This is a genomic window from Enterococcus sp. AZ129, assembly GCF_051714505.1.
In the GTDB taxonomy this organism is placed as follows: domain Bacteria; phylum Bacillota; class Bacilli; order Lactobacillales; family Enterococcaceae; genus Enterococcus; species Enterococcus faecalis.
The window spans coordinates 2,187,118-2,213,089 of record NZ_JBIORY010000001.1 but is presented as its reverse complement, the minus strand read 5'-3'; the positions used below and the strand labels follow the sequence as shown (position 1 = coordinate 2,213,089).

Genomic DNA, 25,972 nt, shown 5'->3' with positions numbered 1-25,972 from the left:
TTTAGTCTAACTTTTAGGGGCGGCTTTTATTCATACAAGCTTCTAATTGAGGCACAAAGAATCCTGTGCTACACTTTGTATAAAGCATAAAAGGAGCAAAGAAAATGAAAAGGAAAACAATCCGAATACTACTAATCAGTAGCGGGCTTATTTTAATCCTACTGGTAGGTTACCGTTTGTATCTAGAATATCAAACAGATATTCAATTATTTTTGAATCCTAAAGCCAGTAAGACACAATTATTAGAGCGAATTCGTTCACATGGTTTTTCAGCAGCGCTGTTGTTAGTTTTTTTGACCGCGATCATGTGTGCAGTACCAGGGATTCCAACCTCGGTAATTGGTGTGATTGCAGGATTGAGTTTTGGTCCCTTCAGCGGCACACTCATTAATGTTTTAGGGAATAGTTTGGGAAATTTAGTTGCAATCTTTTTGATGCATCATATAAAATTTTTAGATAGAAAAACGGAGACCAATCATTGGGTCCAATCCATTCGACGGATGAAGCATCCAAAAATTGGGATTATGGTGGGCTACATGATTCCAATTATTCCTTCTTCTGTGATTAATTTTGCTGCAGATACTATGCAGTTGCCATTAAAAAATTTAATAGCCGCTATATTCATTGGTGTAATTCCTTCCTCAATACTTTACGCATGTGGAGGCGAAGCGCTCTTTCATGGATATAATAAAACGGCAGTATTGTTAATTGTGAGTGTTCTTTTGTTCGTTGGCTTGGTGGTCATTATTGAGAAAGATAGAAAAAAATTTCAAAAAACTGTTCTTTAAGAACGGTTTTTTTGTGCATTTGAACAATAAATCCTGTTAAATTTACAATTTTAAAAAGAAAGGACTTTGATAAAATGAAAGCGTAAACAATTTAAGGAGCTGATTTTGAATGCCAGATATTACAATATCTTGGGTTGCTGCAATTTTAGGATTAGTTGTAGCGATAGTATTAATTTTGAAAAAATTTAATCCTGTGTATTCCTTGTTTTTTGGTGCAATTGTTGGTTGTCTTATTGGAGGCGCTTCCCTGTCAGATACAGTCGCTGTTCTATTAAACGGAACACAAAGTATTATGGGAACCGCAATCCGTGTCTTAGCAGCCGGCATGTTGGCGGGTGTGATGATGGAATCTGGTGCGGCAGAATCAATTGCCAACGCCATTGTACAAAAGCTTGGCGAGAAAAAAGCTATTTTATCTTTGGCATTATCCACAATGGTAATTACAGCAGTGGGCGTATTCATTCCTGTTGCAGTGTTGATTGTTGCCCCGATTGCTCTATCTGTTGGGAAAAGTACGGGTATCAGTAAGTTATCATTATTGATTGCCTTATCAGGTGGCGGCAAAGCGGGCAATATTATTTCGCCTAATCCAAATACTATTGCAGCGGCGAACGGCTTTGATTTACCTCTAAGTGACGTTATGATTGCTGGCTTTATTCCAGCCGTATTTGGCTTAATTACAGCTGTTGTTCTTGCAAATATTATGAGAAGTAAAGGATCAATGGTCAAAGAAACGGATCTTGTGGAGGAACAAACAAAAGAATTATTACCTTTGAAAAAGGCGTTAATCGCGCCAGTGTTAGCGATTGTCTTATTATTACTTAATCCGATTGGCGCCGTTTTAAATATTTCTTTCATCAAAAGTTTGAATATTGATGCTCTGTATATTTTGCCGTTCGCTTCAGTTGTTGGGACAATTGCGATTGGGCAAACAAAACAACTGGCCTTTTATGCATCTTCTGGCTTGAAGAGAGTAACCGATACCGTTTTAATTTTAATTGGTGCAGGTGCAATTGCTGGATTAATTTCTGTTTCTGATTTATCAACACAAATTGTCCACTTAATTTCTGTTATGGGAATTTCTGGAACCTTCTTGGCACCGATTTCTGGTATTTTAATGGGCTTAGCAGTTGGTTCAACATCCACAGCGGTTATTTTAGCGACAGGTTCTTTTGGACCAGCGATTTTAGATATGGGCACATCTTCACTTTCAGCAGCAGTCATGGTGCATACTGGGGCAACTGTGATTGATAGTGTTCCTCAAGGCAATTATTTCCATATTACGGCACAAAGTATGAATATGACGATTAAAGAAAGAATTCGAGTGATTCCTTATGAAATGTGTGTCGGTGGGGTAATGACGATTGTTGCAACCATTTTATATGGCTTTATTTTAAACTAGTTGGAAAGTAGGCGCGAAAAGATGACGAAAAAATTTGTTTTGGCTCCAGACTCATTTAAAGAAAGTATGAGTGCAAAAGAAGCCTGTCTGGCAATGGAAAAAGGGATTTTAGCTGTATTTAAAGATGCAGACATTCAACACGTCCCGATGGCAGACGGTGGGGAAGGAACGGTGGATTCCTTAGTGGATGCAACAGGAGGCACAAGAGTACCAGTGCGTGTGGCAGGACCGCTTCCTGATCAAATCGTTGAAACCTATTACGGCTTATTAGGTGACCAAGAAACGGTGGTCATTGAAATGGCGAAAGCCAACGGAATTGAATTGGTCAAAGCAGCAGAACGTAATCCCTTGATCACTTCTACTTATGGTACAGGAGAAATGATTCAACATGCGCTCAATCATGGGGCAAAAAAAATCATTATCGGCATTGGTGGTAGCGTGACAAATGATGGGGGTGCAGGTATGATTCAGGCACTTGGTGCGCGTTTGTTAGACAAGGAAGGGCAAGAATTGACACGTGGCGGTGGTGCATTAGATAAACTGGCGCAGATCGATTTAACACAGTTTGATCAACGCATTTTTGCTACCGAAGTTCTAGTAGCAAGTGATGTGAATAACCCACTAACAGGGCCAACAGGGGCGTCTCATGTCTTTGGCCCGCAAAAAGGTGCGACAGAAGAAATGGTGGCTCAATTAGATAAAAACTTAGCCCATTATGCAGCGATCATCAAAAAAGAGATCGGCATTGATGTTGAGATGATGCCAGGCGCAGGAGCCGCTGGCGGTTTGGGTGCAGGGTTACTAGCATTCACAAAAGCTCAGTTACGCCCAGGAATTGATATTGTCGTAGAAGTGAATCAATTAGAAGAAAAAATAAAAGCCGCTGATTATGTCTTTACTGGTGAAGGCGGTATGGATTTTCAAACAAAATTTGGCAAAGCCCCTTATGGCGTCTCACGTTTGGCCAAGAAGTATCAAAAACCGGTTTTCGCTTGTGCTGGCTATATCGGCAAAGATGTGGATGTCCTCTATGAAGAAGGGATGACGGCTATTTTTGGAATTTTGGCCAAAGCCGAACCATTGGAAGCAGCATTGAAAAATGGACCAGTTAACTTAGAAAGAACCGTTGAAAATATTGCTCGTACATTACAGCTGGTGCCTTGTGACTAAGAACTAACCATGGTATCATCAGTAATGAAAGCTGAAATAAAAATGTTCAGTCGTTGATCTGAAGAATTAAGCGTTTGGGACATAAGTCATTGCGGCTTATGTCCCAAACGCTACTCGCTTTTTAGAAAGTTGGCGATAGCAATGTTAAAATTAGACAAAATCCAAGCAAATAAAATTGTTGAAAAGTTAATGGCGGATATTCCTTATAACATCAATATTATGGATGAACGAGGAAAAATTATTGCGAGTGGAGATTCTGCTCGAATTGGGGAGCGCCATCGTGGCGCAGAAAGAGCCATCAATGAACGAAAAAATATTGAAATTTATAAAGATACTTCTTTAGAGAAAAAAGGCACCAATGAACCGATTATTTTGAATGATCACATTTTAGGTGTCGTAGGCATTTCAGGAGAACCAGACGAGGTGCGCAAATTTACCAAGCTTGTGCGCTCGATTGTTCTTTTACTGACAGAAGAATTAAATACACAACAAGAACGCGAAAAAAAGAAAAAACAAAAAAATCAGTTTATCCAGCACTTAATGCATGTTGATTCTGCTTACTCAGAAGCCTTAAAACTTGAAGCGTTGGAACTATATAACCTTCAATTAGATGACCAGAATCATTGTGTACTGACCAAGGACAAGCGCTTATTATCCAGTTATTATCCTGGCCATGAAATATTTGAATGGGAAAATTGTTATCTGGTGATTACTTCTGAACCACCTCAGATAACAAAGCCAGTAACAGAATACCTTGTGATAAGTTCGGAAAAAGCCACGATTCAACAAATGGTCCAAGAGGCACAAAACACGTATTTACTTCTATCGTTTCTTCAATTAGAAAAGGCTAAGTTTTACCAAGCAGAAGATTTTTTCATTCAAGGCATTTTTAATTTTCCTTTTCATATTGAATTGGATTTTTTTGAAACCATCCAGACGATTTATGATGAATACTATGAAACCGTTATTTTTTTCGCCAATCATAACTTAAACATCAATGAAACCTCACAAGTATTACATATCCATCGAAATACATTGAATTACCGCTTGAAACGAATTCATGAATTGACGGGGATGGATCCAAAAGTTTGGCAAGATTTTTGGAAATTGTTCTATTATTTTGCCTATTGCTTTAAAGAACGTTTTGAAAAGTAGTGAGGAGCAGGAATGCTTGTTTGTTAAGCAAGTGTCAGCATATTTTTCGCCAGAATCAAAAATATCTTTTATAATAATTGTAAGGAATCAAACGATTTAGATATCAATGAGGAGTGGTGCCAGTGAAAAAAGCAGTTTTAATTGTTAACCCCAGTTCTGGTGGTGAAAAAGCCAAAGAATTTGAAACGTTAGCAGAAGAAAAATTAAAGCAGTTATTTGATGAAGTTGTAGTGAAACAAACAGAAAAAGGCGGCGATGCAGAACAATTTGCCCGTGAAGCTGCGGAAAGTCACTTCGACAGTGTTTTCGTAATGGGGGGAGATGGAACCGTTAATGAAGGAATTAGCGGGTTGGCAGAACAAGCTTACCGCCCAAAATTTGGCTTTTTTCCTTTAGGAACGGTGAACGATTTAGCGCGAGCCTTGAATTTACCGATGGACCCTGAAGAAGCGATTCAACAATTAGATTTAGAAAAAACCAGTGCTTTAGATGTGGGGAAAATCAATGACGACTACTTTATGAATGTCGTTGCGATTGGGACGATTCCAGAGTCAATTAACGACGTGGACGTTGAACAAAAAACGAAGTTAGGAAAACTCGCTTATTTTATTTCAGGTGCCAAACATTTAGCGAATGCTCAAACGTATCCTTTTCATTTAAGATTGGATCAAAAAGAACAAACCATTGAAAGTAGTACCGTTTTAGTTGGCTTAACAAATTCAATCGGTGGGTTTGAAACATTATTACCAGAGGCCCAAGTGGATGATGGCAAACTTCATTTAGTTTATTTAAAAGATCAATCATTGTGGGATGCAGTAAAAGCAGTCCCAGATTTGTTAAAAGGCGTCGACCAGTCCACTGATAATTTAGTTTACCTAACCTTTAAAGAAGGAACAATCTCCTTAGAAAACCAAGAAGAATTAACCACTAATGTGGATGGTGATGAAGGAGCTGCTTTGCCAATTACGCTGGAAATTTTACCTAAACACTTGACGGTGTATTGCGGTGAAGAACAAAAAAATAGCTGATTTTTTGAGAAAAGCTAGAACATTTCTATTTGTTTAAAAAACAGATAAGTTCTGGCTTTTCAAATCATCTAAAAGAGAATCAATCAGAGGCTATGCTATACTTTGTTTCTACATATTGATAGATAAGGGAGTTAATGAGATGAGAAGAAAAAAACATAAAAACAAAAAGAAACAAGAACTTTTTGAAGAGATTGAAAAACAAGAATTAGCAGAACAAGAAACTAAGCAATTGAATGAAGAAATCGAAGACCCAGAATTTCGTTCTTTTTTTCAAGATGTCTTGAAAAAATTTCCACAAAAAACGTCTACGGCCATAATGAATGCTTTCGCAACTTCTAAAGGTAAAGCAGAACAATTAGTGACGAACAGTCAAACACAACTCGACAAAGTATTTGATGAATTTTTGGCTGGTGTTTCACCTGACGTGAAAAAGAAAAGTCATCAAACGATTCATTTTGCTGCATTGTCAGCAGCAATTATTGGGTTTTCGCCAATTCCGTTTTCGGATGCTTTTTTACTGGTACCTGTTCAATTAACTATGATGTCACGGCTGCATAAAATTTTTGGTCAGTCTTGGTCTGAAAGCTTAGGGAAAAGTTTAACCAAAGAATTAGTAGTGGTTAGTTTAGGTAAGAGCGCAGTCGGAAATATTCTAAAAGTGATTCCTGTTGTCGGAACTGTGACTGGTGGCATGGTCAATGCTTCAGTTGCAGTAGCAATTACGGAAGCGCTTGGCTGGGTTACCGTCAAAATGTTAAACGATGGTGTTGATATCTTTGATGATGTGATGTCTTTCAAAGGACAATTTTCAACATTATTTAAAGCCATCCAAAATGCTAAAAAGAAATAATCGCTGTATTGATTAACTAGGGTGAGACACATTTAAACTTTTTTAAGTAATTCGTAGCAAATTTCCAAGGTTTTCGTCACAAATTATTCACAGGTTCTCGTTAATATATAAGCATACCAACAAAACACCCAACATAAACACTTTTCATTTTTACTCCTCAAGTAAAAATAACTCCTTTCCACTCAGTCTACCCAACTGAGTGGTTTTTTTTGCGAAAAAAGAGGGCGTTGAACAATTTGTTCAACGTCCTCTTTTAATAGATGGGGAAGTCATTTGTTAAGAATTATTTTTTCCATTCTGCTACTTGGTCTTTATGTGAATCAACCCAATCGCGTGCAGCTTCTTGTGGGTCTTTGCCTTCGTTAATTTCTAACATGACAGATTCCATATCCTTAGTTGTCCAATGGAAATTATCTAACACTTTGTAAGCTTCTGGTTGATCTTCTTTTAGGCCTTGGCGAGCCATTGTGTGAATCGCTTCTTCGCCGCCCATAGTGCCTTTTGGATCAGCTAAATATTTTAAATCATATTTTGCAAACATCCAGTGAGGAGACCAGCCAGTAATAACGATGTCTTCGTTGTTTTTAATTGCTTGTCCTAAGGCGACAGTCATGGCACCTGATGAAGAAGTTTCAACAGACCAATCTTTCAAATTAGGATAAGCTTCTTTAGTTTTCTCTGCTGCTGCAACAACACCAGCCCCAGGTTCAATTCCAGTAATCTTTTTCCCAGCTTGATCAGATAAATCTTCGATAGTATCAACATCCATATAAGAAGGGACGACAATTCCTAGCTTCGCACCTTTAAGGTTTTCACCAAGGTCGTCTAATTTATCTTTATATTGTTTATATTGCTCTGCGTGAGTTCCTGGCAGCCACGCACCAACCATGGCATCTGTTTCACCTTTAGCTACAGATTCCCACATAATTGCGTTATCTAAAGGAGTCGTTTTAACATCATATCCCATATCTTTTAAGACTTCGGCAACCACATGTGTGGAGGCTACTTCGGTATCCCATTCCACATAAGAAAGGGAAATTTGCTTATCATTTGTTGTTGTAAAAATTGAAGCACCAACTAAGCCAGCGACAATTACAACAACCGCTGCAATAATCCCATATTTTTTCTTTTTAGAGGTGGCACCAGCTGCTTTAGGGGCTGCTTTTTTATTATTTAAATGTTGAGTAAAACGGTCAATGATAATCGCTAAAATAACTAAAGCCACACCATTTACGAAACCGTTCCCGACTTGTGCACGTTGTAAAGCGGAAAGGACGCCACGTCCTAATCCAGGCGCACCAATCATTGAAGCAATAACTACCATTGATAGAGCTAGCATGGTTGTTTGGTTAACACCAGCCATAATCGTGTTTTTGGCTAAAGGTAATTCTAATTTGAATAATTTTTGCCATCCAGTACTACCGTAAGAATCAGCTGCTTCAACAAGTTCATTTGGCACTTGTCGAATTCCTAAGTTCGTAAAGCGAACGGTTGGTGGTAAAGCGAAGATAACAGAGGCGAAGACCCCAGGAACCATACCAATTCCGAAGAATGCAACGGCTGGAATCAAGTAAACGAAACCAGGCATTGTTTGCATGAAGTCCAAAATCGGTGTAATAATACTCTTGGCTTTTTCACTTTTCGCCATTAAAATCCCTAGTGGCACACCAATGATAATGGAAATAACACTAGAAAGTAAAACTAACGTAACGGTACTCATTAAATCGTTCCATAAGTTTTGATTATAGATAAACATTAAGCCGATAAACGTGAATAAACTTAAGCCAATTTTTTTATTAGAAATAAAGAAAGCAGCAATCGTTAATAGCACGATCAGCACAAGTGGTGGTACGGCTGTTAGTAAGGCAGTAATGTTGTCCATTACACTTTGACCAATTGTTTGTAAAAAGCTGAATAATCCAGCAAATGTTGAAGTTAACCAATCAGTAAAACTTTCAACCCAAGACGCGACAGGTAATTGATACTTATTCATGTTCGTTCACCTCTGTTTCTGCAAGTGCTTCAAGTACGCTACCACGGATGACCACGCCTAATAGTTTGCCGTTATCAGTCACAGCAAGAGGCGTTTGTGCATCATAAATCAGTGGAAAAATATCATTCACTAACATATCTTTGTCGATTGTTTGAATTTCTGGATCCACACATTCTACAAGAGAAGTCCCGTTTTTACGCGCTTCTAAAGCTTTTTCTGCGCGTACAACGCCTTTTAGTTGGCGTTTTTTATCCACGGCAAGTAACATACTCACTTCTTCTTGACGCATCCGTTTTAAAGCAACAGTTGGGCCATCAATTTCAATGTTAGTAGTTAAAGCAGGTACCATAATATTTTGGGCAGTTAAGACTTTTGAACGATCCACATCTTCCACGAAGGTTCGCACATATTCGTTGGCTGGGTTGGTTAAAATTTCTTCTCCAGTCCCAATTTGCATAATTTGACCATCTTTCATCAAAGCAATCCGGTCGCCGATTCGTAAAGCTTCATTCAAATCATGTGTGATAAAGATAATGGTTTTTTTGACATTTTCTTGTAAATCTAATAGTTCGTCTTGCATTTCACGACGAATTAACGGATCAAGAGCAGAGAACGCTTCGTCCATTAATAAAATTTCTGGATCGTTAGCCAAGGCACGAGCAAGGCCGACACGTTGTTGCATCCCACCAGATAATTGACTTGGTAATTGGTCTTTAAAAGCAATTAAGCTAGAATTTTCTAAGGCTTTTTCAGCTTTTGCTTGGCGTTCTTCTTTAGGAACACCACGAATTTCTAAACCATATTCCGTATTTTCTAAGATAGTTCGATGGGGGAAAAGACCAAAGTTTTGGAAAACCATGCTCATTTTATTTCGACGTACTCCACGTAATCCTTCTTTATCTAAAGAAGAAATATCTTGTCCATCAATATAAATATTTCCTGAAGTTGGTTCAATCAAACGATTTAATAAACGAATTAATGTTGATTTCCCACTTCCTGATAACCCCATAATAACGAAAATTTCGCCTTCTTCAACTTCGAAATTTACATCATAAACACCGACTGTGGCACCCGTTTTTTCTAAAATTTCTGTTTTGCTTTTGTTGGCACGAATCATTTCAAGTGCCGGTTTGGTTTTCTTACCAAAGATCTTGGTAAGGTGATTTACTTTTACTTTTGGCAAATCATTGTTCCTCCTCATTAAAAAAGTGACTACATCAGACTACTATAAAGTTGTCACTTTGTCAAATTAGATGAAAATCTTTCTGAAAATGAAGAAAAACAGTATTTTAACTAGGTTTTATAGTGGTTTTTTATGAAAAATAGAAATAATAAATAAAAAAAGTGACTATTTACCGCAAGATAAGTAGTCACTTTTTTGTTTAAGGATAAAAGAAATTCTGCACTCGTTGTAAGGTTGATTCGTCATGTCCAACAAAATAAAGTGTGTCGTTCAACGAAATCTTTGCATATGGACCAGGTGAGACCAGAAGCTCTTCTTTGTGTTTGATGGCGATAATCGTTGCCGAAGTGTTTTGCCAAAAATTCATTTCGCTAATCGTCGCCTCAAGATAAGCAGCTTCTTCTGTTAAAACTAATGAATAAGGATTCATTGGATTGAAAGAATCAAAACGCTTTGTTTGTTCAACAAGAGTATCTAGAATGCTAGAAAAATGAGTAAGTTCTTCTTTTTGTTTCGCTACGCTATCTAGCAATTCTTCTTTAATTTCAGCAATCGTTTGAACGTCTTGATATTGTGTCACAAAGTCCTGCGCTTTTTCTTTTGATGCCACATAGAAGCCGCTGCCGTGTTTGGCTTTAACGATTTCTAAATCAACTAAAACGATAATGGCTTTGCGAGCTGTTTCTGGCGACACTTGGTATTGGTTAGCTAGGGTGGAACGGGCATGGATTTTATCTCCAACATGTAATTTGCCTTCTGCAATTTTTTCCGCAACATCAACGGCGATTTGTTGATATTTGGGCTTCGTTAAACTGATTTTTTTGGAAGCCATAGTGAATCCCTCCGTTAATTGTTATTTTCCATTTCTTCTAATTCTAAACTGAAATTTTCCCATTGCTCAAGTAGTTCATCTTGTTGCTGACGAGCGTCATCTAATTGTTGGTTTAAAGCCAGCAATTCAACATGATTTTCTAGAATGTCTGGTTGACTCATTTGTGCTTCTAATTGTGCAATTGTCGTATCTAACTGAGCAAGATTTTCTTCGACTTGTGTTATTTTTCTTTGCAAAGTACGGAGTAATTTTTGTTGCTCCTTGTTTTGATAAAAGGTATTTTTGGCTGTAACTGGTTCGGTTTTTTTCGCCGCTTCTTCATTAGCTAAGAGGGCAGCGATTTCTTCTTCCTCTTGTTTCTTTTCTAAATAATAATCATAGTCGCCTAAATAAAGTTTGCTGCCTTTTTCAGAAAGCTCAACAACTTTTGTTGCAATTCGATTGATAAAGTAACGGTCATGGGAAACGAAGAGGATGGTTCCTTCATAATCAATCAGCGCATTTTCTAAAACTTCTTTATTATCAATATCCAAGTGGTTGGTTGGCTCATCGAGAATCAAGAAATTGTCACGATCCATCGCTAATTTTGCTAATGCCACACGTGCTTTTTCACCACCGCTTAATAAAGGAATCGTTTTTTCAACATCATCTCCACTGAAGAGAAAGCCGCCTAAAATACTTCGAATCTCTTTTTCAGGTGTGGTTGGGTGTTCATCCCATAATTCCGCTAAGACCGTTTTATTGCCATGTAAATTGGCTTGCTCTTGGTCATAGTAACCTACAGAAACATTGGTGCCAAAAGTTTTACTTCCTTTAATGAAAGGAATGCGGTCAATAATTGATTTCAAGAGAGTGGATTTACCAATTCCGTTCGGTCCGACTAAGGCAATGGCTTCTTTGCGACGAATATCCAAGTGAATAGGTTCGGATAAAACATGTTCTTGGTCGTAACCAATGGCGGCATCTTCGACTTGTAAAACAACATTTCCCGAGACTTTTTCACTATCGAAAAGAAAATGCGCCGATTTTTCATCTCCTTGAGGTCGGTCTAAACGATCCATTTTTTCTAATACTTTTCGGCGACTTTGCGCACGTTTCGTTGTAGATGCACGAACCAGATTTTTGGCAACGAAATCTTCTAACTTATTGATCTCTTCTTGTTGCTTTTCATACGCTTTCCATTCACTGGCTAATTGTTCTGCTTTTAACTCCAAGTATTTGGAATAGTTTCCTTTGTAGTGAGTCATTTTTTTGCGGCTCAGTTCATAAACTTCATTAACTACCTTATCTAAAAAATAACGATCGTGGGAAACAATCAATAGTGCGCCGGCATAACTTGGCAAATAAGATTCCAGCCAAGAAAGCGTCTCGATATCTAAGTGGTTTGTAGGCTCGTCCAGAATTAAAATGTCTGGTTTTTGTAAAAGCATTCTCGCTAATGCAAGTCGGGTTTTTTGACCACCAGATAAGGTTTGAATATCTTTCGTGTAAAAGGATTCATCAAAGCCAAAGCCGTGAAGGACTGAACGAATTTCATTTTCATAGCCGTAGCCATTTTTTTCAGAAAACGTATGTTGCAATTGATCGTACTCTTTTAAAATTCCTTCATAAACGGAAGTGGTTGGCTCCATTTCACTAATTTTGGTTTCTAATTCTCGCATACGCTGTTCCATTTCTAGGATGTCAGCAAAGGCTTTTGTCATTTCTTCCCAAACGGTTTTATCTGATTCTAAGCCGGTATTTTGAGCTAAATAACCTAACGTAGCAGTTTTATTTTTGGCAATGGTTCCGCTATCGGGAGCATCAATGCCTGCAATGATTTTTAAAAAAGTCGATTTTCCAGCACCATTACGACCAACTAAGGCAATCCGACTTTTTGTTGCAATTTCTAAATGTATGTTTTCAAACAATGTTTCCGAGCCAAAATGCCGGGCAACTTGATTTGCTTGTAATAAAATCATCAGTAGTCCTCATTTCTAAATTCATTGCCCTTAGTGTAGCATAAAATCTGCTAAAATAGCACGTATCAAAAAATGCTTTGTGAAGGTTTATACCTTTTATCACAAACTTTTGAAGAAAAATGCTATTTTTGAGCCATAGAATTGCTTTTTATTGTGAAAAACTGCTATTATGTTAATGGATAAGATTTAAGTGAAAGTATTGGAGGTCCAATTGTGAAAGATCAAGTTATTCCAAAAGCAACGGCGCGACGCCTTCCTTTATATTATCGCTACTTAAGAATGTTACATGATACAGGAAAAAATAAAGTCTCATCAACTGAATTAAGTGAAGCGGTACAAGTAGACAGTGCGACTATTCGTCGTGACTTTTCATATTTTGGTGAATTAGGTAAACGTGGGTACGGCTATGATGTTGAAAACTTAATGAACTTTTTTGCAAAAACGTTGAATGAAGATGAGTTAACCAATGTCGCATTAATCGGGGTTGGTAATTTAGGAAGTGCTTTATTAAAGTACAAATTCCATCAAAGCAACAGTATTCGTGTAAGTTGCGCATTTGATGTGAATGAAGATATTGTGGGACGCATTGTTGACGGTATTCCGGTTTATCCAATGGAAGATATGATGGAACAAATCCGTGTTCAACAAATCGAAGTAGCTATTTTAACTATTCCAGCTCGCAAAGCGCAAGAAGTTGTAAACAAACTTGCCGAAGCAGGGGTTAAAGGAATTCTAAACTTTACGGCTGCGCGTTTAGTAGCGCCACCTGAAGTATTAATTCAAAATGTTGACTTAACCAACGAATTACAAACATTAATTTATTTCTTACATCATGACAACGAATTGATTGACGAAGAAGAATAAGTAAAAGAAAAGGGCCTAGTCGTTTAGACGAAGGCCCTTTTCTTATTGAATTGCACCATTATGCAAAAGTAGTTGAACAATAATCACAATCGTATTCATGCCGCAATGGGCAATAATTGAGGTCCAAATTTTTCCAGTTTGCTTGTACAAAAGAGCAAAGAAAAATCCCATAAAGAAATAAACAAAAAAGTGACCATCGGCATGTGCGAGTGAAAAAATCGCCGAACTAACAGTAGCCGCAATCCAGAAATTTGTAAAAGGCTGGATTAAATGGATAAATGCATAACGAAAGACGAATTCTTCCATAATCGGACCACCGATAGTAGTTGCCAAAATAAATAAAGGATTTGCCAAAATCACCGCTACAATAGCTTGTGTATTTTGAGAAGTAGCTTGTTCTCCTGTGATGGCTACTTCAATGGCGAAAGTAACGCCTTGAATCAGCATGGCAATGAAAATCCCACTAACACCTAGTAAAAAAATAAAAATAGGTGATTTCAAGGTTGCTGTTTCCTCTAAAGGAGAAGGTTCTGTTGTTTTTAAAAAGATGCCAATCATTACAAGGGCACCAATAATGTAGAGAGCAGTTGTCACATTAATCGCTGCATTGGGAGAAATACCCGAAAAAAGTAACGGCCCGAAAAAAGCGATAATGTATGTGATTAAAATAAATAAACTTGATTTTCTTAAGGTCATGGTTAATCCTTTCTATAATTATTTTTTACGATTATTGCGATATCCTAATAAAAGAAAAACGAATAAGAAAAAGAAAAGAGATTCCCAAAGTGTCGAAACAATTCCTTCTGTGACACTGAAAACAAGATTTCCTAAATTCGCTATCACAAAATAAACGAAGGTTGCTATTAGTGCTGTAAGTAAACGTTGTTTCATTTTATTCGCCTCCAATCGTAGTCAACTTATTTTACCATGAATTAAAGGATTGGAAAAACATTCCATGAAAAAAGAATACGCAATAAAAAATGCGTATCTTATAATTGACAAGAAAAAGAGAGAAAAGACTTGCATTTTTAGAGTGAAATGAGTATTATAAATAGTGTGAGTTAGCACTCTTATGTATCGAGTGCTAAAATAAGCGAAAACTTTTTATTTGGAGGGATTTATTGTGTTAAAACCATTAGGCGATCGCGTCGTAATTAGAGTCGCGAAAGAAGAAGAAAAAACTGTTGGAGGAATTGTTCTTGCATCCGTTGCAAAAGAAAAACCACAAACAGGTGAAGTTATCGCAGTAGGTGAAGGTCGTGTGCTTGAAAATGGCACAAAAGTTCCGATGGAAGTAAAAATTGGTGACACAGTAATGTTTGAAAAATATTCAGGAACAGAAGTGAAATACGAAGGCGTAGAATACTTAATTGTATCAGCCAAAGACATTATTGCCACTGTTGAATAATAAACAACTTTTACAGAATAATATAATAGAAGAAAAAAATTATGAGGTGAAGAAATCATGGCAAAAGAGATTAAATTTGCAGAAGATGCACGTGCAGCAATGCTACGCGGAGTAGATGTATTAGCAGATACAGTGAAAGTGACATTAGGCCCTAAAGGTCGTAACGTAGTTTTAGAAAAATCATTTGGTTCACCATTGATTACTAACGATGGGGTAACAATTGCTAAGGAAATTGAATTAGAAGATCATTTTGAAAACATGGGCGCAAAATTAGTTTCAGAAGTTGCTTCTAAAACGAATGATATTGCTGGTGACGGAACAACAACAGCGACTGTTTTGACACAAGCCATTGTTCGTGAAGGCTTAAAAAACGTAACTGCTGGAGCTAACCCATTAGGTATTCGTCGTGGGATTGAATTAGCAACAAAAACAGCAGTAGAAGAATTACACAATATTTCATCTGTAGTTGATTCAAAAGAAGCGATTGCACAGGTCGCTGCTGTTTCATCAGGCTCTGAAAAAGTCGGCCAATTAATTGCTGATGCAATGGAAAAAGTTGGTAACGATGGCGTAATTACCATTGAAGAATCAAAAGGGATTGAAACAGAATTAGATGTGGTTGAAGGAATGCAATTCGACCGCGGTTATTTATCTCAATACATGGTTACTGACAACGATAAAATGGAAGCTGTTTTAGAAAATCCATATATCTTAATTACCGACAAAAAAATCTCAAATATTCAAGATATCTTACCTTTATTAGAACAAATTCTACAACAAAGCCGTCCACTATTGATTATTGCGGATGATGTTGATGGAGAAGCTCTACCAACATTAGTGTTGAACAAAATCCGTGGTACATTTAATGTTGTCGCAGTAAAAGCGCCAGGATTTGGTGACCGCCGCAAAGCGATGCTTGAAGATATTGCTATTTTAACAGGTGGTACAGTAATCACTGACGACTTAGGGTTAGAGTTAAAAGACACAACCATTGAAAACTTAGGAAATGCTAGCAAAGTAGTTGTCGACAAAGATAACACAACAATTGTTGAAGGTGCTGGCTCAAAAGAAGCCATTGATGCCCGCGTTCATTTAATTAAAAACCAAATCGGCGAAACAACGTCTGATTTTGATCGTGAAAAATTACAAGAACGTTTAGCTAAATTAGCTGGCGGGGTTGCTGTCGTTAAAGTCGGTGCTGCAACTGAAACAGAATTAAAAGAATTAAAATTACGAATTGAAGATGCGTTAAACGCAACACGTGCCGCTGTAGAAGAAGGCATGGTTTCAGGTGGTGGTACCGCACTTGTCAATGTAATTGGTAAAGTCGCTGCGTTGGAAGCTGAAGGCGATGTGGCAACAGGGATCAAGATTGTCGTTCGTGCATTAGAAGAACCAATCCGTCAAATCGCTGAAAATGCTGGTTATGAAGGATCAGTGATTGTTGACAAACTAAAAAATGTTGACTTAGGTATCGGATTCAATGCAGCTAACGGTGAATGGGTAAACATGGTTGAAGCCGGTATTGTTGACCCAACAAAAGTAACTCGTTCTGCCTTACAAAATGCAGCTTCTGTGTCAGCTTTATTATTAACAACCGAAGCAGTTGTTGCAGACAAACCAGAACCAGCTGCACCAGCTCCTATGATGGATCCATCAATGGGCATGGGCGGTATGATGTAAAAATAAAAAAGTATTCTAAAAGCTTACGATTGAAAAATCGTAAGCTTTTTTTTACATAAAGAATAAATAATCTGAATAATATCTTTGCTTGTAGTGTTTTCTCAAATATTTACTCATTTAACAAAAAAGATGATAATTTAAAGGCTTCGTTTTAGCTAAACAGCCTTGTTTTTATTCGATAAAATTTAGTAATAACAATCATTTTTTGAAAAATTAGTAGTTGGTGATTTTTATTTATTAATAGAATATAAATAAAAATTATTATATTTTGAAGGAGAATATTAGGAAGATTGAGGTAAAAAAATGGAAAAATATACAATTGGTGTCGTCCCTTTGACAATTGAAACAAAAGAATACTGTCAAAATTGGTTTGTTAGTAATCAAGTAGAATGTCAGATCATCCAAGGAACAAATATACTTCTTCATTTGCACCATATTGATGGATTAGTGATTGAAGTTACTGATTACCAGCAAGTAAATACTTGTTGTGAGTTATTAATGACAATTCGCAAGCAGTCAGACTTGCCAATTTGGTTATTTTCTCGGACAGAAGCAATTAGTAAAGTCAATCGAATTATTTATTTACAATTAGGCGCAGATGGCGTTTTTGATCATTCTTATGATCGCCAAGAATGCGTGTTAAGCATGAGTAATTTATTGCAACGTGTAAAAAGACGTTTTTATCCTAAATTAGTTAGTGCAAACGAGGAACAAACCGTTACTAAGAATCTTTCTGAGAGATTGTATTTAATTGCGCCAAATTTGAGTGTTTGCTTGGGAAGTGGAGAAGAAATTCTTTTAACAAAATTGGAATTTTTCACAATAGAGTATTTATACAAACACGCAGGACAAACAATTACATATGAAGAACTCTATAAAAATGTCTGGAAAGATAGTGCGAATGAACGAAAATATCGTGTCGCTAATGTGATTTTCCATTTGCGTAAAAAAATTGAACAAGATGTGAACAAACCACAATATATCAAAACAATTCGCTCAAAAGGCTATATGTTAACGGTGTAAAAGGTACGAAGGAGGAGAAACAAATGTGGCAATTTTTGACTAAAAACAATGAAGATGAGGAGTATGAGAAGATGCCGGATTTTGAAAATGAACAATCGGGGAAAGCACAACCAAAGGTAACAGAGGAAGCAATCTTTGATGACGAGGTCGTTTATGCAAAAGAGCAAGCTGCAAAAGTTAAGCAGGTCAAGCAAGAAGTGCCGACTGAACTGTCGGAAGAATCGTTTTCTTTTGCTGAAAAACTAGAAGAAGAAAATCAAATATATCAGCAATCCATAAAAAAACTAACGGAGCAATTATTAATGCAAACCAATGAAGTGGAAGCATTACAAAAACAAGTAGTCGAAAAAGATGTTCAACTTAAAGATGTTAAAGAAACGTTAAGTGATAAAGAAGCAACTATCACTTCTTTACAGAAACAATTGTCTGAAGCAAAGATACAACAGAAACAGATTAGCGAAGAGAACTTAGACACAGCCGTTACGCTTTCTCAAAAAGAAATTGGCGAAGTCTTATTAGAAGCCAAACGTCAAGCAAAAGAAACAATTGCCCAAGCTAACCAACAAGTTGCAACAGTTCATGAAGAGATGGAACAACGTTTAGCAACTTTAACACGCATGAAGCAAGTGGCAAGAGAGTACCAAGCTTATTGTGAACAAATGCTAACCATCAAGAATGAATCAACAGGAATGTACCAACAGATAGAGCAATTATTAGCAGAAATAAAGAGGTAAATGAAGGAGAAATGCGATGAAAAAAAGAAAGGCAAGATATTTGAAGTTGGTATGTCTTGGAGTCTTAGGGACTTATGCGGGCGCCAGTTACTACAATTCGGAACCATTAATCGCTCAAGAGGAGACCGAAACGAGTAACGAAAGCCGACAGCTAGTACTGGGAGAAAAAAGAGCGGACCAAGTCAATCAAGACCAAGGAACTCTTACTTCTTCAACGCTGAACGAAACAGTAATAAGTTCGTCTGAACAACAAGAAAGTTCAATACAAAATGACAGCGGTGACCATCAGGAAAATAATATGGAACCTTCAGAATCTGAAAATAGTTTACCGCCACAAGAAAAGCCAATTGCTAGTACTAAACCAACCAAATCGTTACAAAGTGAGCAACCAGCGTCTGAAGAGCGTAAAGCACTCACTGAAAAGCCGCCTCATAATCAGGAACCACAAAATTCTACATTAACTGAAAAGACCAAAGAGCCGTTGGTACATTCAGAGATAGACAATAGTCAAGAAAAGGAAAAGCAAGCAGGAATTCAACAACAAGCCGAGGCAAATTTTGTTGTCCAAGAGAATACTTCTACTTCTGAGTTTATTAGAAAAATCGGTGAAGAAGCACGAGTTATTGGTCAGCGGCATGATCTATACGCTTCTGTCATGATAGCTCAAGCTATTTTAGAAAGTGGCTCGGGCAATAGTGCGTTAGCCGCGCCGCCTAATTATAATTTATTTGGCATTAAAGGCGCTTATCAAGGTCAAAGTGTCAGCTTTTCCACACAAGAAGATGATGGTAAAGGGAAGATGACCACCATTCATGCCGATTTTCGTCAGTATCCTTCCTATAAAGAGTCATTAACAGACTATAGTAAATTAATCATCAATGGGTTGGCGGGGAATCCGACGTTTTATCACGGCGTTTTGAAAGCAAACACGACGAATTATCAGCAGGCAACAAAATTTTTAACAGGTCGTTATGCAACGGATACATATTACGATAAAAAATTAAACGCGTTGATTGAAACCTATCAATTAACTGAATACGATCAAGAAAAGAAGAAACCAGTAGTGACTAATGTGGCAGAAGAAAAGAAACCTTCGTTTGATAAGGAAGCAGTCAAAGAACAGCTAAAAAAAGAAGCAGTCATCTATGAAGTAAGCAAAGGAGATTCTCTCGCCACCATTAGCCAGACGTTTGGTGTGTCAGCAACAGCCATTTTAAAACAAAATTTAAAGACTCAAGAAATGTTTTATATTGGCCAAAAAATCACGATTCCTCAGCATACAGCGGCGACTTCTCTAGAACCGAAAGAACAAGCGTTACTTCAATCACTAATAATCAGTAAATCGGTGACTAATGCTTTGGAAACAGCAGAGCAATCAAATGGTACAGCGAATGACTCAAAAACAGAGTCTACTGAGTATTATGAAGTAAAAAGAGGAGAGACACTCGCAAAAATTGCTAAAAAAACGGGCTATTCCTTAAACGCACTCAAGCAGGAAAATGACTTAACGTATTCTGTATTAACCGAAGGACAAACGATAGCACTTCCTAAGCTAAAGGACTAATGCTGATTTAACTTATTGGTCGATGGAGTCATATATTATTAGACGAAGAGAAGAGGAGAAGTTCATCCATGGATGAACTTCTCCTCTTCTCTTACTATGTTTTTCATAAATACCTTAATAAATAGTAAAATTAGCAAGAGAATTGTGTCTTTACACAAAATAGATAGGTTTTCTTGCCGAAGTTTGATAAAATGATTAGTTGAAAGGATGCGTGAAAATTGAAAGAATTATTTCGTAAATACCGAGAAGTACTGGCTTATTTATTTTTTGGTGGTGCAACGACGGTCGTCAACTTAGTTGTGTTTTTTGTTTGTCAAAACGTGTTAGGGCTGGATTACAAGATAAGTAACGCAATTAGTTGGTTTTTATCTGTTCTATTTGCCTTTTTCACGAATAAATATTGGGTATTCGCAAGTAAGCATGAAAGCATAGCTGGTTTTTTTAAAGAAATGGGCTTATTTTATTGGTACCGAATTTTATCTTTTGTGGCTGATATGGGTTTAATGATTCTCCTAATTGATGGCATTCATTTTTCATCGTTTTGGGCGAAAATGATTACACAAGTTGTAGTAGTGATTTTAAATTATTTCTTCAGTAAATTTTTCATTTTTAAAGAAAAAGAGGTCTAAGCAGATTTTAGGCTAAAAAAAATTTTTTTGTTATAATATAAACAAGTTTTTAATACAAAGAATAGAGGTAGAAAACGATGGACTATACATATGCAGATGATAGTTTGACATTGCATACAGATATGTATCAAATCAATATGATGCAAACATACTGGGAATTAGGGAGAGCAGATTTACATGCTGTTTTTGAATGTTACTTTAGAGAGATGCCCTTTAATCATGGCTACGCAATTTTTGCAGGTTTAGAACGTTTAATCAATTATCTCGAAAATTTAACGTTCACAGAATCTGATATTGCATATCTCCGAGAAGTTGAAGAATATCCAGAAGATTTCTTGACGTATTTAGCAAATTTTGAATTTAAATGTACTGTACGCTCTGCTTTAGAAGGGGATTTGGTTTTTAATAACGAACCGTTAATTCAAATTGAAGGTCCTTTGGCACAATGTCAATTGGTAGAAACTGCCTTGCTAAATATGGTGAATTTCCAAACATTAATTGCGACAAAAGCGGCTCGAATTAAATCCGTGATTGGTGATGATCCTTTATTGGAATTTGGAACACGCCGAGCACAAGAATTAGATGCTGCCATTTGGGGCACAAGAGCCGCCTATATTGGTGGGGCGGACGCGACAAGTAATGTTCGGGCTGGTAAAATTTTTGGCATTCCGGTTAGTGGGACCCATGCCCATTCATTAGTTCAGTCGTATGGAAATGATTATGAGGCATTCATGGCGTATGCCAAAACACATCGGGATTGCGTTTTCCTTGTTGATACGTATGATACTTTGAAAGCGGGAGTGCCAAGCGCAATTCGAGTAGCTCGAGAAATGGGGGATAAAATTAATTTCCTAGGTGTGCGGATTGATAGTGGCGATATGGCTTATATTTCTAAACGAGTTCGTGAACAACTGGACGAAGCTGGCTTTACTGAAGCAAAAATTTATGCATCGAACGATTTAGATGAAAATACGATTTTGAATCTAAAAATGCAAAAATCAAAAATTGATGTATGGGGCGTGGGTACCAAGCTGATTACGGCCTATGATCAACCGGCTTTAGGAGCGGTGTTTAAATTAGTTTCAATTGAAGGTGAAGATGGTCAAATGAAAGATACCATTAAACTATCTAGCAATGCTGAAAAAGTGACAACACCAGGAAAAAAACAAGTTTGGCGTATTACACGTAAATCTGATAAAAAGTCAGAAGGGGACTATGTGACACTTTGGAACGAAGATCCTCGCCAAGAAGAAGAAATTTATATGTTCCATCCCGTTCATACCTTTATTAATAAGTATGTCCGTGATTTTGAAGCACGGCCAGTACTCCAAGATATTTTCGTTGAAGGAAAACGTGTGTACGAATTACCAACTTTAGATGAAATTAAACAATATGCAAAAGAAAATTTAGATTCACTTTGGGAAGAATACAAGCGGGACTTGAATCCGCAAAAATATCCAGTGGACCTTTCAACAGATTGTTGGAACCACAAAATGAATTTATTGGAAAAAGTGCGTAAAGACGTTAAACATTTAACGGAAACGGTGAATAAGGAGGCCTAGAAATGACAACACTTCAAGAAAAAATCATTCAAGAGTTAGGTGTTTTACCGACAATTGATCCAAAAGAAGAAGTTCGTAAAAGTATTGATTTTCTGAAAGCTTATTTAACTAAACATCCTTTTTTAAAAACCTTTGTCTTGGGAATTAGTGGCGGACAAGATTCAACATTAGCTGGACGCTTAGCACAATTAGCGATGACCGAAATGCGCGAAGAAACAGGAGATATGTCGTATCAATTTATTGCGATTCGCCTTCCTTACGGTGAGCAAGCAGATGAAGCTGATGCACAAGCCGCGCTTGCCTTTATCCAGCCAGATGTTTCTTTACGAGTGGATATTAAACCAGCAGTGGATGCAATGGTTGGTTCGCTAGAAAACGCTGGTGTTCAAATTAGCGATTTTAATAAAGGGAACATGAAAGCACGTCAACGTATGATTACACAATATGCAGTAGCTGGCGAAAATGCTGGCGCAGTAATTGGCACAGACCACGCAGCCGAAAATGTGACAGCTTTCTTCACCAAATATGGCGATGGCGGAGCGGATATTTTACCGTTATTTCGTTTAAATAAGCGCCAAGGAAAAGCTTTGCTGAAAGAACTTGGGGCACCAGAAGCTTTGTATCTAAAAATACCAACAGCTGATCTAGAAGATGACAAACCGTTAGTTGCAGATGAAGTTGCCTTAGGTGTCACGTATGATGCCATTGATGATTATTTGGAAGGCAAAAAAGTCTCGGAAGCAGATCAACAAACAATTGAAAACTGGTATAAAAAAGGACAACACAAACGGCATTTACCCATTACAATTTTTGATGATTTTTGGAAATAAAAACACAGACCATCGGCGAATGAACGATGGTCTGTGTTTTTTTACATAACTACTTTTTAGAAAGTAAACAAGCCTAGAACAAAAATCACTTTGGATTTTTGCTCCAGGCTCAAAACCTGATAAACGGCGGAAACAGAACCAACTCCTTCGGAAATAAGCCGAAATTCTCCAAAAATTAAAGAGCAATTTTCGGAAATTTCTTCTTATTTCTCGGAGCTAAACGGTTCTGTCCCGACCTCTATTCTATGATAATGAAAGTCGTTTTCATTTAGGCGTTTTCACTTTCTTTTTCAAAACAGAAAAGGTACGCTCAATAATGTAAAGTGAATGATAGGAGAGAAAAAGAGATGAAGCATGTAACAAAATTGGGGATTACAATTATAACAGGAGTTTTGGCATTATTATTTGAATTTATTTTACATCAGCCGAATTGGGCGTATGGCATTATTTTAATAACAGGTTCTGTAATGGCGTTAATGATGTTCTGGGAAATGATTCAAACCTTACGTGAAGGAAAATATGGTGTCGATATTTTAGCGATTACCGCTATCGTCGCGACCTTAGCTGTGGGAGAATACTGGGCCAGTTTGATGATTTTAATTATGTTGACTGGTGGTGATTCATTAGAAGACTATGCCGCTGGAAAAGCTAACCAAGAGCTGAAGTCATTATTGGATAACTCGCCACAAAAAGCTCATCGCTTGAATGGCGAAAATTTAGAAGATGTTTCTGTTGAGAAAATCAATGTTGGCGATGAATTAGTAGTAAAACCAGGGGAACTAGTTCCAGTTGATGGCTTGGTAAAAACCGGGACATCAACAGTCGATGAATCTTCATTAACAGGAGAATCAAAACCAATTGAAAAAAATCCTGGTGATGAATTAATGTCGGGTTCCGTGAATGGTGATGGCTCTTTGAAAATGGTTGCTGAAAAAACTGTAGCCGACAGTCAATATCAAACGATTGTGAACTTAGTGAAAGAATCTGCGGCACGACCAGCTCATTTTGTACGTTTAGCAGACCGCTATGCGGTACCTTTTACACTAGTTGCCTACCTAATTGCAGGTGTTGCTTGGTTTGTTTCAAAAAGTCCGACACGTTTTGCGGAAGTTTTAGTTGTTGCTTCGCCGTGTCCTTTAATTCTATCTGCCCCAATTGCTTTAGTGGCAGGGATGGGTCGTTCAAGTCGTCATGGGGTCGTTATTAAATCGGGAACGATGGTCGAAAAATTAGCTTCTGCAAAAACGATTGCGTTTGATAAAACAGGCACGATTACGCAAGGACAACTTTCTGTTGATCAAGTCCAACCAATCAATGCTGAAATAACTGCTGCTGAATTAGTGGGATTGGCAGCAAGCGTGGAACAAGAATCAAGTCATATTTTAGCTAGATCAATTGTTGCTTATGCCAGAAAGCAAGATGTTCCATTAAAAAATATTACAGATTTAGCGGAAGTTTCTGGTGCTGGCGTGAAGGCATTTGTGGATGGTGCTGAGATACGGGTAGGTAAAAAGAATTTTGTGACACAAGAGTCTCAAGCAACTGAAAAAATTGATAAAACGACTATTCATATTTCACGTAATGGCACATATTTAGGCCGAATTACTTTTACAGACACTGTACGCCCAGAAGCAAAAGAGACTATGGAAAAATTACACCAATTACATCTTCAACGAATTTTAATGCTGACGGGGGATCAAGAATCCGTCGCAGAAACGATTGCTGCAGAAGTAGGAATTACCGAAGTACATGGGGAATGTTTACCACAAGATAAATTAACTATTCTAAAAGAATTGCCCAAAGAAAACCATCCAGTCATCATGGTAGGAGATGGTGTAAATGATGCACCTTCGCTTGCCGCTGCAGACGTAGGTATTGCTATGGGCGCTCATGGAGCTACTGCGGCTAGTGAAACTGCTGACGTTGTTATTTTAAAAGATGACTTAAGTAAAGTCAGTCAAGCGGTCGAAATTGCCCAAGATACCATGAAAATTGCCAAACAATCTGTATTAATCGGAATTTTTATCTGCGTTTTACTAATGTTAATTGCTAGTACCGGGATCATTCCGGCGCTAATCGGGGCTATGCTACAAGAAGTCGTGGACACTGTGTCAATCTTATCTGCTTTGCGTGCTCGTCGAATTGGCAAGTAAGGTGGAACAATTAATTGCCTGAATGTCCAGCTTAGTGGTAAAATAAAGGTACGTTTTTAATATTAATAAGTTACAGGGGAGAGATTGTGCAATGGAAGGAAACCAAATAGATGGGCAACCAGTCACGGAAGAACAACTATTAAAAGAAGGCTACCGTAAATATACTGGGCAAGGAATTGATATCTTTTATAATAAAGATATTTGTGAACATATTGGTAATTGTGTTCGCGGAAATCCAGAAGTCTTTGAAGTTGGTCGGAAACCATGGATTATTCCAGATAACGGAAGTGTTGAAAATGACATGATTGTGGTAGATTCATGTCCAAGTGGTGCTCTAAAATATATTCGGAAAGCAGGGAACGAATATGCAAATTAAAGAAGAAAACAATCGTTTTGCTCTATATAACGATGAAAACCAAGAAATTGGTGAAATGACATGGTCAGATGCTGGCGAAAGCATGATGATTATTGACCATACGTTTGTTGATCCAACTTATCGTGGACAAAAATTAGCTGAAAAACTTGTTTTAGCCGGTGTTGAAAAAGCGAGAAAAGAGCATAAAAAAATTATTCCGCTATGTCCATTTGCCAAAAAAGAATTTGATACTAAACCTGAATACGGAGACGTATTGAGAAAATAAAAAATAAGTTAGCAACAGCCGCAAGTAGAAATCTGATTCCTACTTGCGGCTGTTGCTATTAGAGACAAATAAGGAAAGACATTAAATTTCACTGGTTTTTACAGATAAAATATGCTACATTAAAGTAGATGAATTTCGCATATTTGTATAAAAAGGAGAATTAACGCATGTATAATCTAATCTTAACGTTGGTCATCATTTTATCTGTTTTAATCGTCATTACTGTTATGATGCAACCAAGCAAACAAAACAGTGCAGCAAGTGCCTTCACTGGCGGTGCAGATAAATTATTTGGGAAGCAAAAAGCGCGCGGCTTTGAAGCTGTTATGCAACGCTCAACAGCAGTTCTTGGCGCAATTTGGATGATTTTATTATTTGTTTTGGCGTTCTTATCTTCAAAATAAGTACGTAATCTTTTAAAATGACAAGTTTAGAACAGAGAGATGAGTGCGAACACTTATTTTTCTGTTCTTTTTCTTTCTGAAAAAGTCTTTGAAACTTATCATTTCGGAAGGTTTT

The 25,972-nt window shown here is 37.3% G+C and carries 25 protein-coding genes; 19 read left to right on the top strand and 6 right to left on the bottom strand.

Annotated elements, in window-relative coordinates; all coding sequences use genetic code 11:
• Window positions 1-104: 104 nt before the first annotated feature.
• The 6 genes from IGJ90_RS10770 (at window position 105) to IGJ90_RS10745 (ending at window position 6,393) form a co-directional block, all read left to right on the top strand.
• Window positions 105-788, top strand: a complete 684-nt coding sequence (locus IGJ90_RS10770) for a TVP38/TMEM64 family protein (protein WP_002367173.1) — start codon at window positions 105-107, stop codon at window positions 786-788.
• Between the two features lie 109 nt (window positions 789-897).
• On the top strand, window positions 898-2,190 hold the full coding sequence (locus IGJ90_RS10765) for a GntP family permease (protein ID WP_002359581.1): 1,293 nt from the start codon (window positions 898-900) through the stop codon (window positions 2,188-2,190).
• A gap of 21 nt (window positions 2,191-2,211) precedes the next feature.
• A complete protein-coding gene (locus IGJ90_RS10760) occupies window positions 2,212-3,360 on the top strand; it encodes a glycerate kinase (RefSeq protein ID WP_002367172.1) in 1,149 nt (382 codons plus the stop codon).
• 141 nt (window positions 3,361-3,501) lie between these two features.
• Window positions 3,502-4,515, top strand: a complete 1,014-nt coding sequence (locus tag IGJ90_RS10755) for a CdaR family transcriptional regulator (protein WP_002356518.1) — start codon at window positions 3,502-3,504, stop codon at window positions 4,513-4,515.
• Window positions 4,516-4,637: 122 nt separating this feature from the next.
• Complete coding sequence (locus tag IGJ90_RS10750; RefSeq protein ID WP_438768097.1) at window positions 4,638-5,543, top strand: diacylglycerol/lipid kinase family protein; 906 nt, start codon at window positions 4,638-4,640, stop codon at window positions 5,541-5,543.
• Between the two features lie 115 nt (window positions 5,544-5,658).
• Complete coding sequence (locus tag IGJ90_RS10745; RefSeq protein ID WP_002384134.1) at window positions 5,659-6,393, top strand: YcjF family protein; 735 nt, start codon at window positions 5,659-5,661, stop codon at window positions 6,391-6,393.
• A gap of 283 nt (window positions 6,394-6,676) precedes the next feature.
• Here IGJ90_RS10745 and IGJ90_RS10740 read toward each other — a convergent pair whose 3' ends face one another.
• The 4 genes from IGJ90_RS10740 to abc-f all read right to left on the bottom strand — a co-directional run bounded on the left by IGJ90_RS10740 (window position 6,677) and on the right by abc-f (window position 12,362).
• Window positions 6,677-8,386 (bottom strand): ABC transporter permease/substrate binding protein, encoded by a 1,710-nt coding sequence (locus IGJ90_RS10740; RefSeq protein ID WP_002367171.1) that lies wholly within the window; start codon window positions 8,384-8,386, stop codon window positions 6,677-6,679.
• Window positions 8,379-9,569: a quaternary amine ABC transporter ATP-binding protein gene (locus tag IGJ90_RS10735; RefSeq protein ID WP_438768095.1), complete on the bottom strand. Its 1,191-nt coding sequence runs from the start codon at window positions 9,567-9,569 to the stop codon at window positions 8,379-8,381. Before IGJ90_RS10735 ends, IGJ90_RS10740 begins: the two co-directional genes overlap by 8 nt.
• 199 nt (window positions 9,570-9,768) lie before the next feature.
• The gene (locus IGJ90_RS10730) at window positions 9,769-10,401 is read right to left on the bottom strand and encodes a GntR family transcriptional regulator (RefSeq protein ID WP_002356525.1); all 633 of its coding nucleotides are present in this window, start codon (window positions 10,399-10,401) and stop codon (window positions 9,769-9,771) included.
• A 14-nt stretch (window positions 10,402-10,415) separates the two neighbouring features.
• A complete protein-coding gene (gene abc-f / locus IGJ90_RS10725) occupies window positions 10,416-12,362 on the bottom strand; it encodes a ribosomal protection-like ABC-F family protein (protein WP_002367169.1) in 1,947 nt (648 codons plus the stop codon).
• 213 nt (window positions 12,363-12,575) lie between these two features.
• On the opposite strand from abc-f, the gene IGJ90_RS10720 reads away from it, so the two are divergent.
• Window positions 12,576-13,226, top strand: a complete 651-nt coding sequence (locus IGJ90_RS10720) for a redox-sensing transcriptional repressor Rex (protein ID WP_002356528.1) — start codon at window positions 12,576-12,578, stop codon at window positions 13,224-13,226.
• Window positions 13,227-13,268: 42 nt separating this feature from the next.
• On the opposite strand, the gene IGJ90_RS10715 is transcribed toward IGJ90_RS10720, so the two are convergent.
• Both IGJ90_RS10715 and IGJ90_RS10710 read right to left on the bottom strand, forming a co-directional pair.
• Window positions 13,269-13,922, bottom strand: coding sequence for a CPBP family intramembrane glutamic endopeptidase (locus IGJ90_RS10715; RefSeq protein WP_002367168.1), 654 nt, complete (start codon window positions 13,920-13,922; stop codon window positions 13,269-13,271).
• An 18-nt stretch (window positions 13,923-13,940) separates the two neighbouring features.
• Window positions 13,941-14,117 carry a hypothetical protein gene (locus IGJ90_RS10710; protein WP_002356530.1) on the bottom strand — a complete coding sequence of 59 codons (177 nt, stop codon included), beginning with the start codon at window positions 14,115-14,117 and terminating at the stop codon, window positions 13,941-13,943.
• Window positions 14,118-14,349: 232 nt separating this feature from the next.
• On the opposite strand from IGJ90_RS10710, the gene groES reads away from it, so the two are divergent.
• The 12 genes from groES to secG all read left to right on the top strand — a co-directional run bounded on the left by groES (window position 14,350) and on the right by secG (window position 25,857).
• A complete protein-coding gene (gene groES, locus IGJ90_RS10705) occupies window positions 14,350-14,634 on the top strand; it encodes a co-chaperone GroES (RefSeq protein ID WP_002356531.1) in 285 nt (94 codons plus the stop codon).
• Window positions 14,635-14,691: 57 nt separating this feature from the next.
• Entirely contained in the window at window positions 14,692-16,317 is a 1,626-nt protein-coding gene (gene groL / locus IGJ90_RS10700) for a chaperonin GroEL (RefSeq protein WP_002362559.1), read from the top strand.
• Between the two features lie 303 nt (window positions 16,318-16,620).
• Window positions 16,621-17,340, top strand: coding sequence for a response regulator transcription factor (locus tag IGJ90_RS10695; protein ID WP_002367167.1), 720 nt, complete (start codon window positions 16,621-16,623; stop codon window positions 17,338-17,340).
• 23 nt (window positions 17,341-17,363) lie between these two features.
• Window positions 17,364-18,074 (top strand): hypothetical protein, encoded by a 711-nt coding sequence (locus IGJ90_RS10690; protein WP_002367166.1) that lies wholly within the window; start codon window positions 17,364-17,366, stop codon window positions 18,072-18,074.
• A gap of 16 nt (window positions 18,075-18,090) precedes the next feature.
• Window positions 18,091-19,638 carry a glucosaminidase domain-containing protein gene (locus tag IGJ90_RS10685; RefSeq protein WP_438768092.1) on the top strand — a complete coding sequence of 516 codons (1,548 nt, stop codon included), beginning with the start codon at window positions 18,091-18,093 and terminating at the stop codon, window positions 19,636-19,638.
• A gap of 218 nt (window positions 19,639-19,856) precedes the next feature.
• The gene (locus tag IGJ90_RS10680) at window positions 19,857-20,267 is read left to right on the top strand and encodes a GtrA family protein (protein WP_002367164.1); all 411 of its coding nucleotides are present in this window, start codon (window positions 19,857-19,859) and stop codon (window positions 20,265-20,267) included.
• A gap of 77 nt (window positions 20,268-20,344) precedes the next feature.
• On the top strand, window positions 20,345-21,829 hold the full coding sequence (locus IGJ90_RS10675; protein WP_002367162.1) for a nicotinate phosphoribosyltransferase: 1,485 nt from the start codon (window positions 20,345-20,347) through the stop codon (window positions 21,827-21,829).
• A gap of 2 nt (window positions 21,830-21,831) precedes the next feature.
• Window positions 21,832-22,659, top strand: coding sequence for an ammonia-dependent NAD(+) synthetase (gene nadE, locus IGJ90_RS10670; RefSeq protein WP_002367161.1), 828 nt, complete (start codon window positions 21,832-21,834; stop codon window positions 22,657-22,659).
• Window positions 22,660-22,982: 323 nt separating this feature from the next.
• On the top strand, window positions 22,983-24,812 hold the full coding sequence (locus IGJ90_RS10665; RefSeq protein WP_438768090.1) for a heavy metal translocating P-type ATPase: 1,830 nt from the start codon (window positions 22,983-22,985) through the stop codon (window positions 24,810-24,812).
• A gap of 91 nt (window positions 24,813-24,903) precedes the next feature.
• Window positions 24,904-25,188: a (4Fe-4S)-binding protein gene (locus IGJ90_RS10660; protein ID WP_002367159.1), complete on the top strand. Its 285-nt coding sequence runs from the start codon at window positions 24,904-24,906 to the stop codon at window positions 25,186-25,188.
• The gene (locus tag IGJ90_RS10655) at window positions 25,178-25,453 is read left to right on the top strand and encodes a GNAT family N-acetyltransferase (RefSeq protein WP_002356545.1); all 276 of its coding nucleotides are present in this window, start codon (window positions 25,178-25,180) and stop codon (window positions 25,451-25,453) included. Before IGJ90_RS10660 ends, IGJ90_RS10655 begins: the two co-directional genes overlap by 11 nt.
• 167 nt (window positions 25,454-25,620) lie before the next feature.
• Complete coding sequence (secG, locus tag IGJ90_RS10650; RefSeq protein WP_002356546.1) at window positions 25,621-25,857, top strand: preprotein translocase subunit SecG; 237 nt, start codon at window positions 25,621-25,623, stop codon at window positions 25,855-25,857.
• Window positions 25,858-25,972 lie beyond the last annotated feature (115 nt).

Bases quoted from the DNA above. Each gene is read 5' to 3' on its own strand.
- IGJ90_RS10710 (WP_002356530.1), bottom strand. From the start codon at position 14,117: ATGAAACAACGTTTACTTACAGCACTAATAGCAACCTTCGTTTATTTT.
- IGJ90_RS10655 (WP_002356545.1), top strand. From the start codon at position 25,178: ATGCAAATTAAAGAAGAAAACAATCGTTTTGCTCTATATAACGATGAA.
- secG (WP_002356546.1), top strand. From the start codon at position 25,621: ATGTATAATCTAATCTTAACGTTGGTCATCATTTTATCTGTTTTAATC.
- IGJ90_RS10765 (WP_002359581.1), top strand. From the start codon at position 898: ATGCCAGATATTACAATATCTTGGGTTGCTGCAATTTTAGGATTAGTT.
- IGJ90_RS10730 (WP_002356525.1), bottom strand. From the start codon at position 10,401: ATGGCTTCCAAAAAAATCAGTTTAACGAAGCCCAAATATCAACAAATC.
- IGJ90_RS10755 (WP_002356518.1), top strand. From the start codon at position 3,502: ATGTTAAAATTAGACAAAATCCAAGCAAATAAAATTGTTGAAAAGTTA.
- IGJ90_RS10690 (WP_002367166.1), top strand. From the start codon at position 17,364: ATGTGGCAATTTTTGACTAAAAACAATGAAGATGAGGAGTATGAGAAG.
- IGJ90_RS10685 (WP_438768092.1), top strand. From the start codon at position 18,091: ATGAAAAAAAGAAAGGCAAGATATTTGAAGTTGGTATGTCTTGGAGTC.
- IGJ90_RS10695 (WP_002367167.1), top strand. From the start codon at position 16,621: ATGGAAAAATATACAATTGGTGTCGTCCCTTTGACAATTGAAACAAAA.
- IGJ90_RS10675 (WP_002367162.1), top strand. From the start codon at position 20,345: ATGGACTATACATATGCAGATGATAGTTTGACATTGCATACAGATATG.
- IGJ90_RS10760 (WP_002367172.1), top strand. From the start codon at position 2,212: ATGACGAAAAAATTTGTTTTGGCTCCAGACTCATTTAAAGAAAGTATG.
- nadE (WP_002367161.1), top strand. From the start codon at position 21,832: ATGACAACACTTCAAGAAAAAATCATTCAAGAGTTAGGTGTTTTACCG.
- abc-f (WP_002367169.1), bottom strand. From the start codon at position 12,362: ATGATTTTATTACAAGCAAATCAAGTTGCCCGGCATTTTGGCTCGGAA.
- IGJ90_RS10740 (WP_002367171.1), bottom strand. From the start codon at position 8,386: ATGAATAAGTATCAATTACCTGTCGCGTCTTGGGTTGAAAGTTTTACT.
- groL (WP_002362559.1), top strand. From the start codon at position 14,692: ATGGCAAAAGAGATTAAATTTGCAGAAGATGCACGTGCAGCAATGCTA.
- IGJ90_RS10715 (WP_002367168.1), bottom strand. From the start codon at position 13,922: ATGACCTTAAGAAAATCAAGTTTATTTATTTTAATCACATACATTATC.
- IGJ90_RS10660 (WP_002367159.1), top strand. From the start codon at position 24,904: ATGGAAGGAAACCAAATAGATGGGCAACCAGTCACGGAAGAACAACTA.
- IGJ90_RS10770 (WP_002367173.1), top strand. From the start codon at position 105: ATGAAAAGGAAAACAATCCGAATACTACTAATCAGTAGCGGGCTTATT.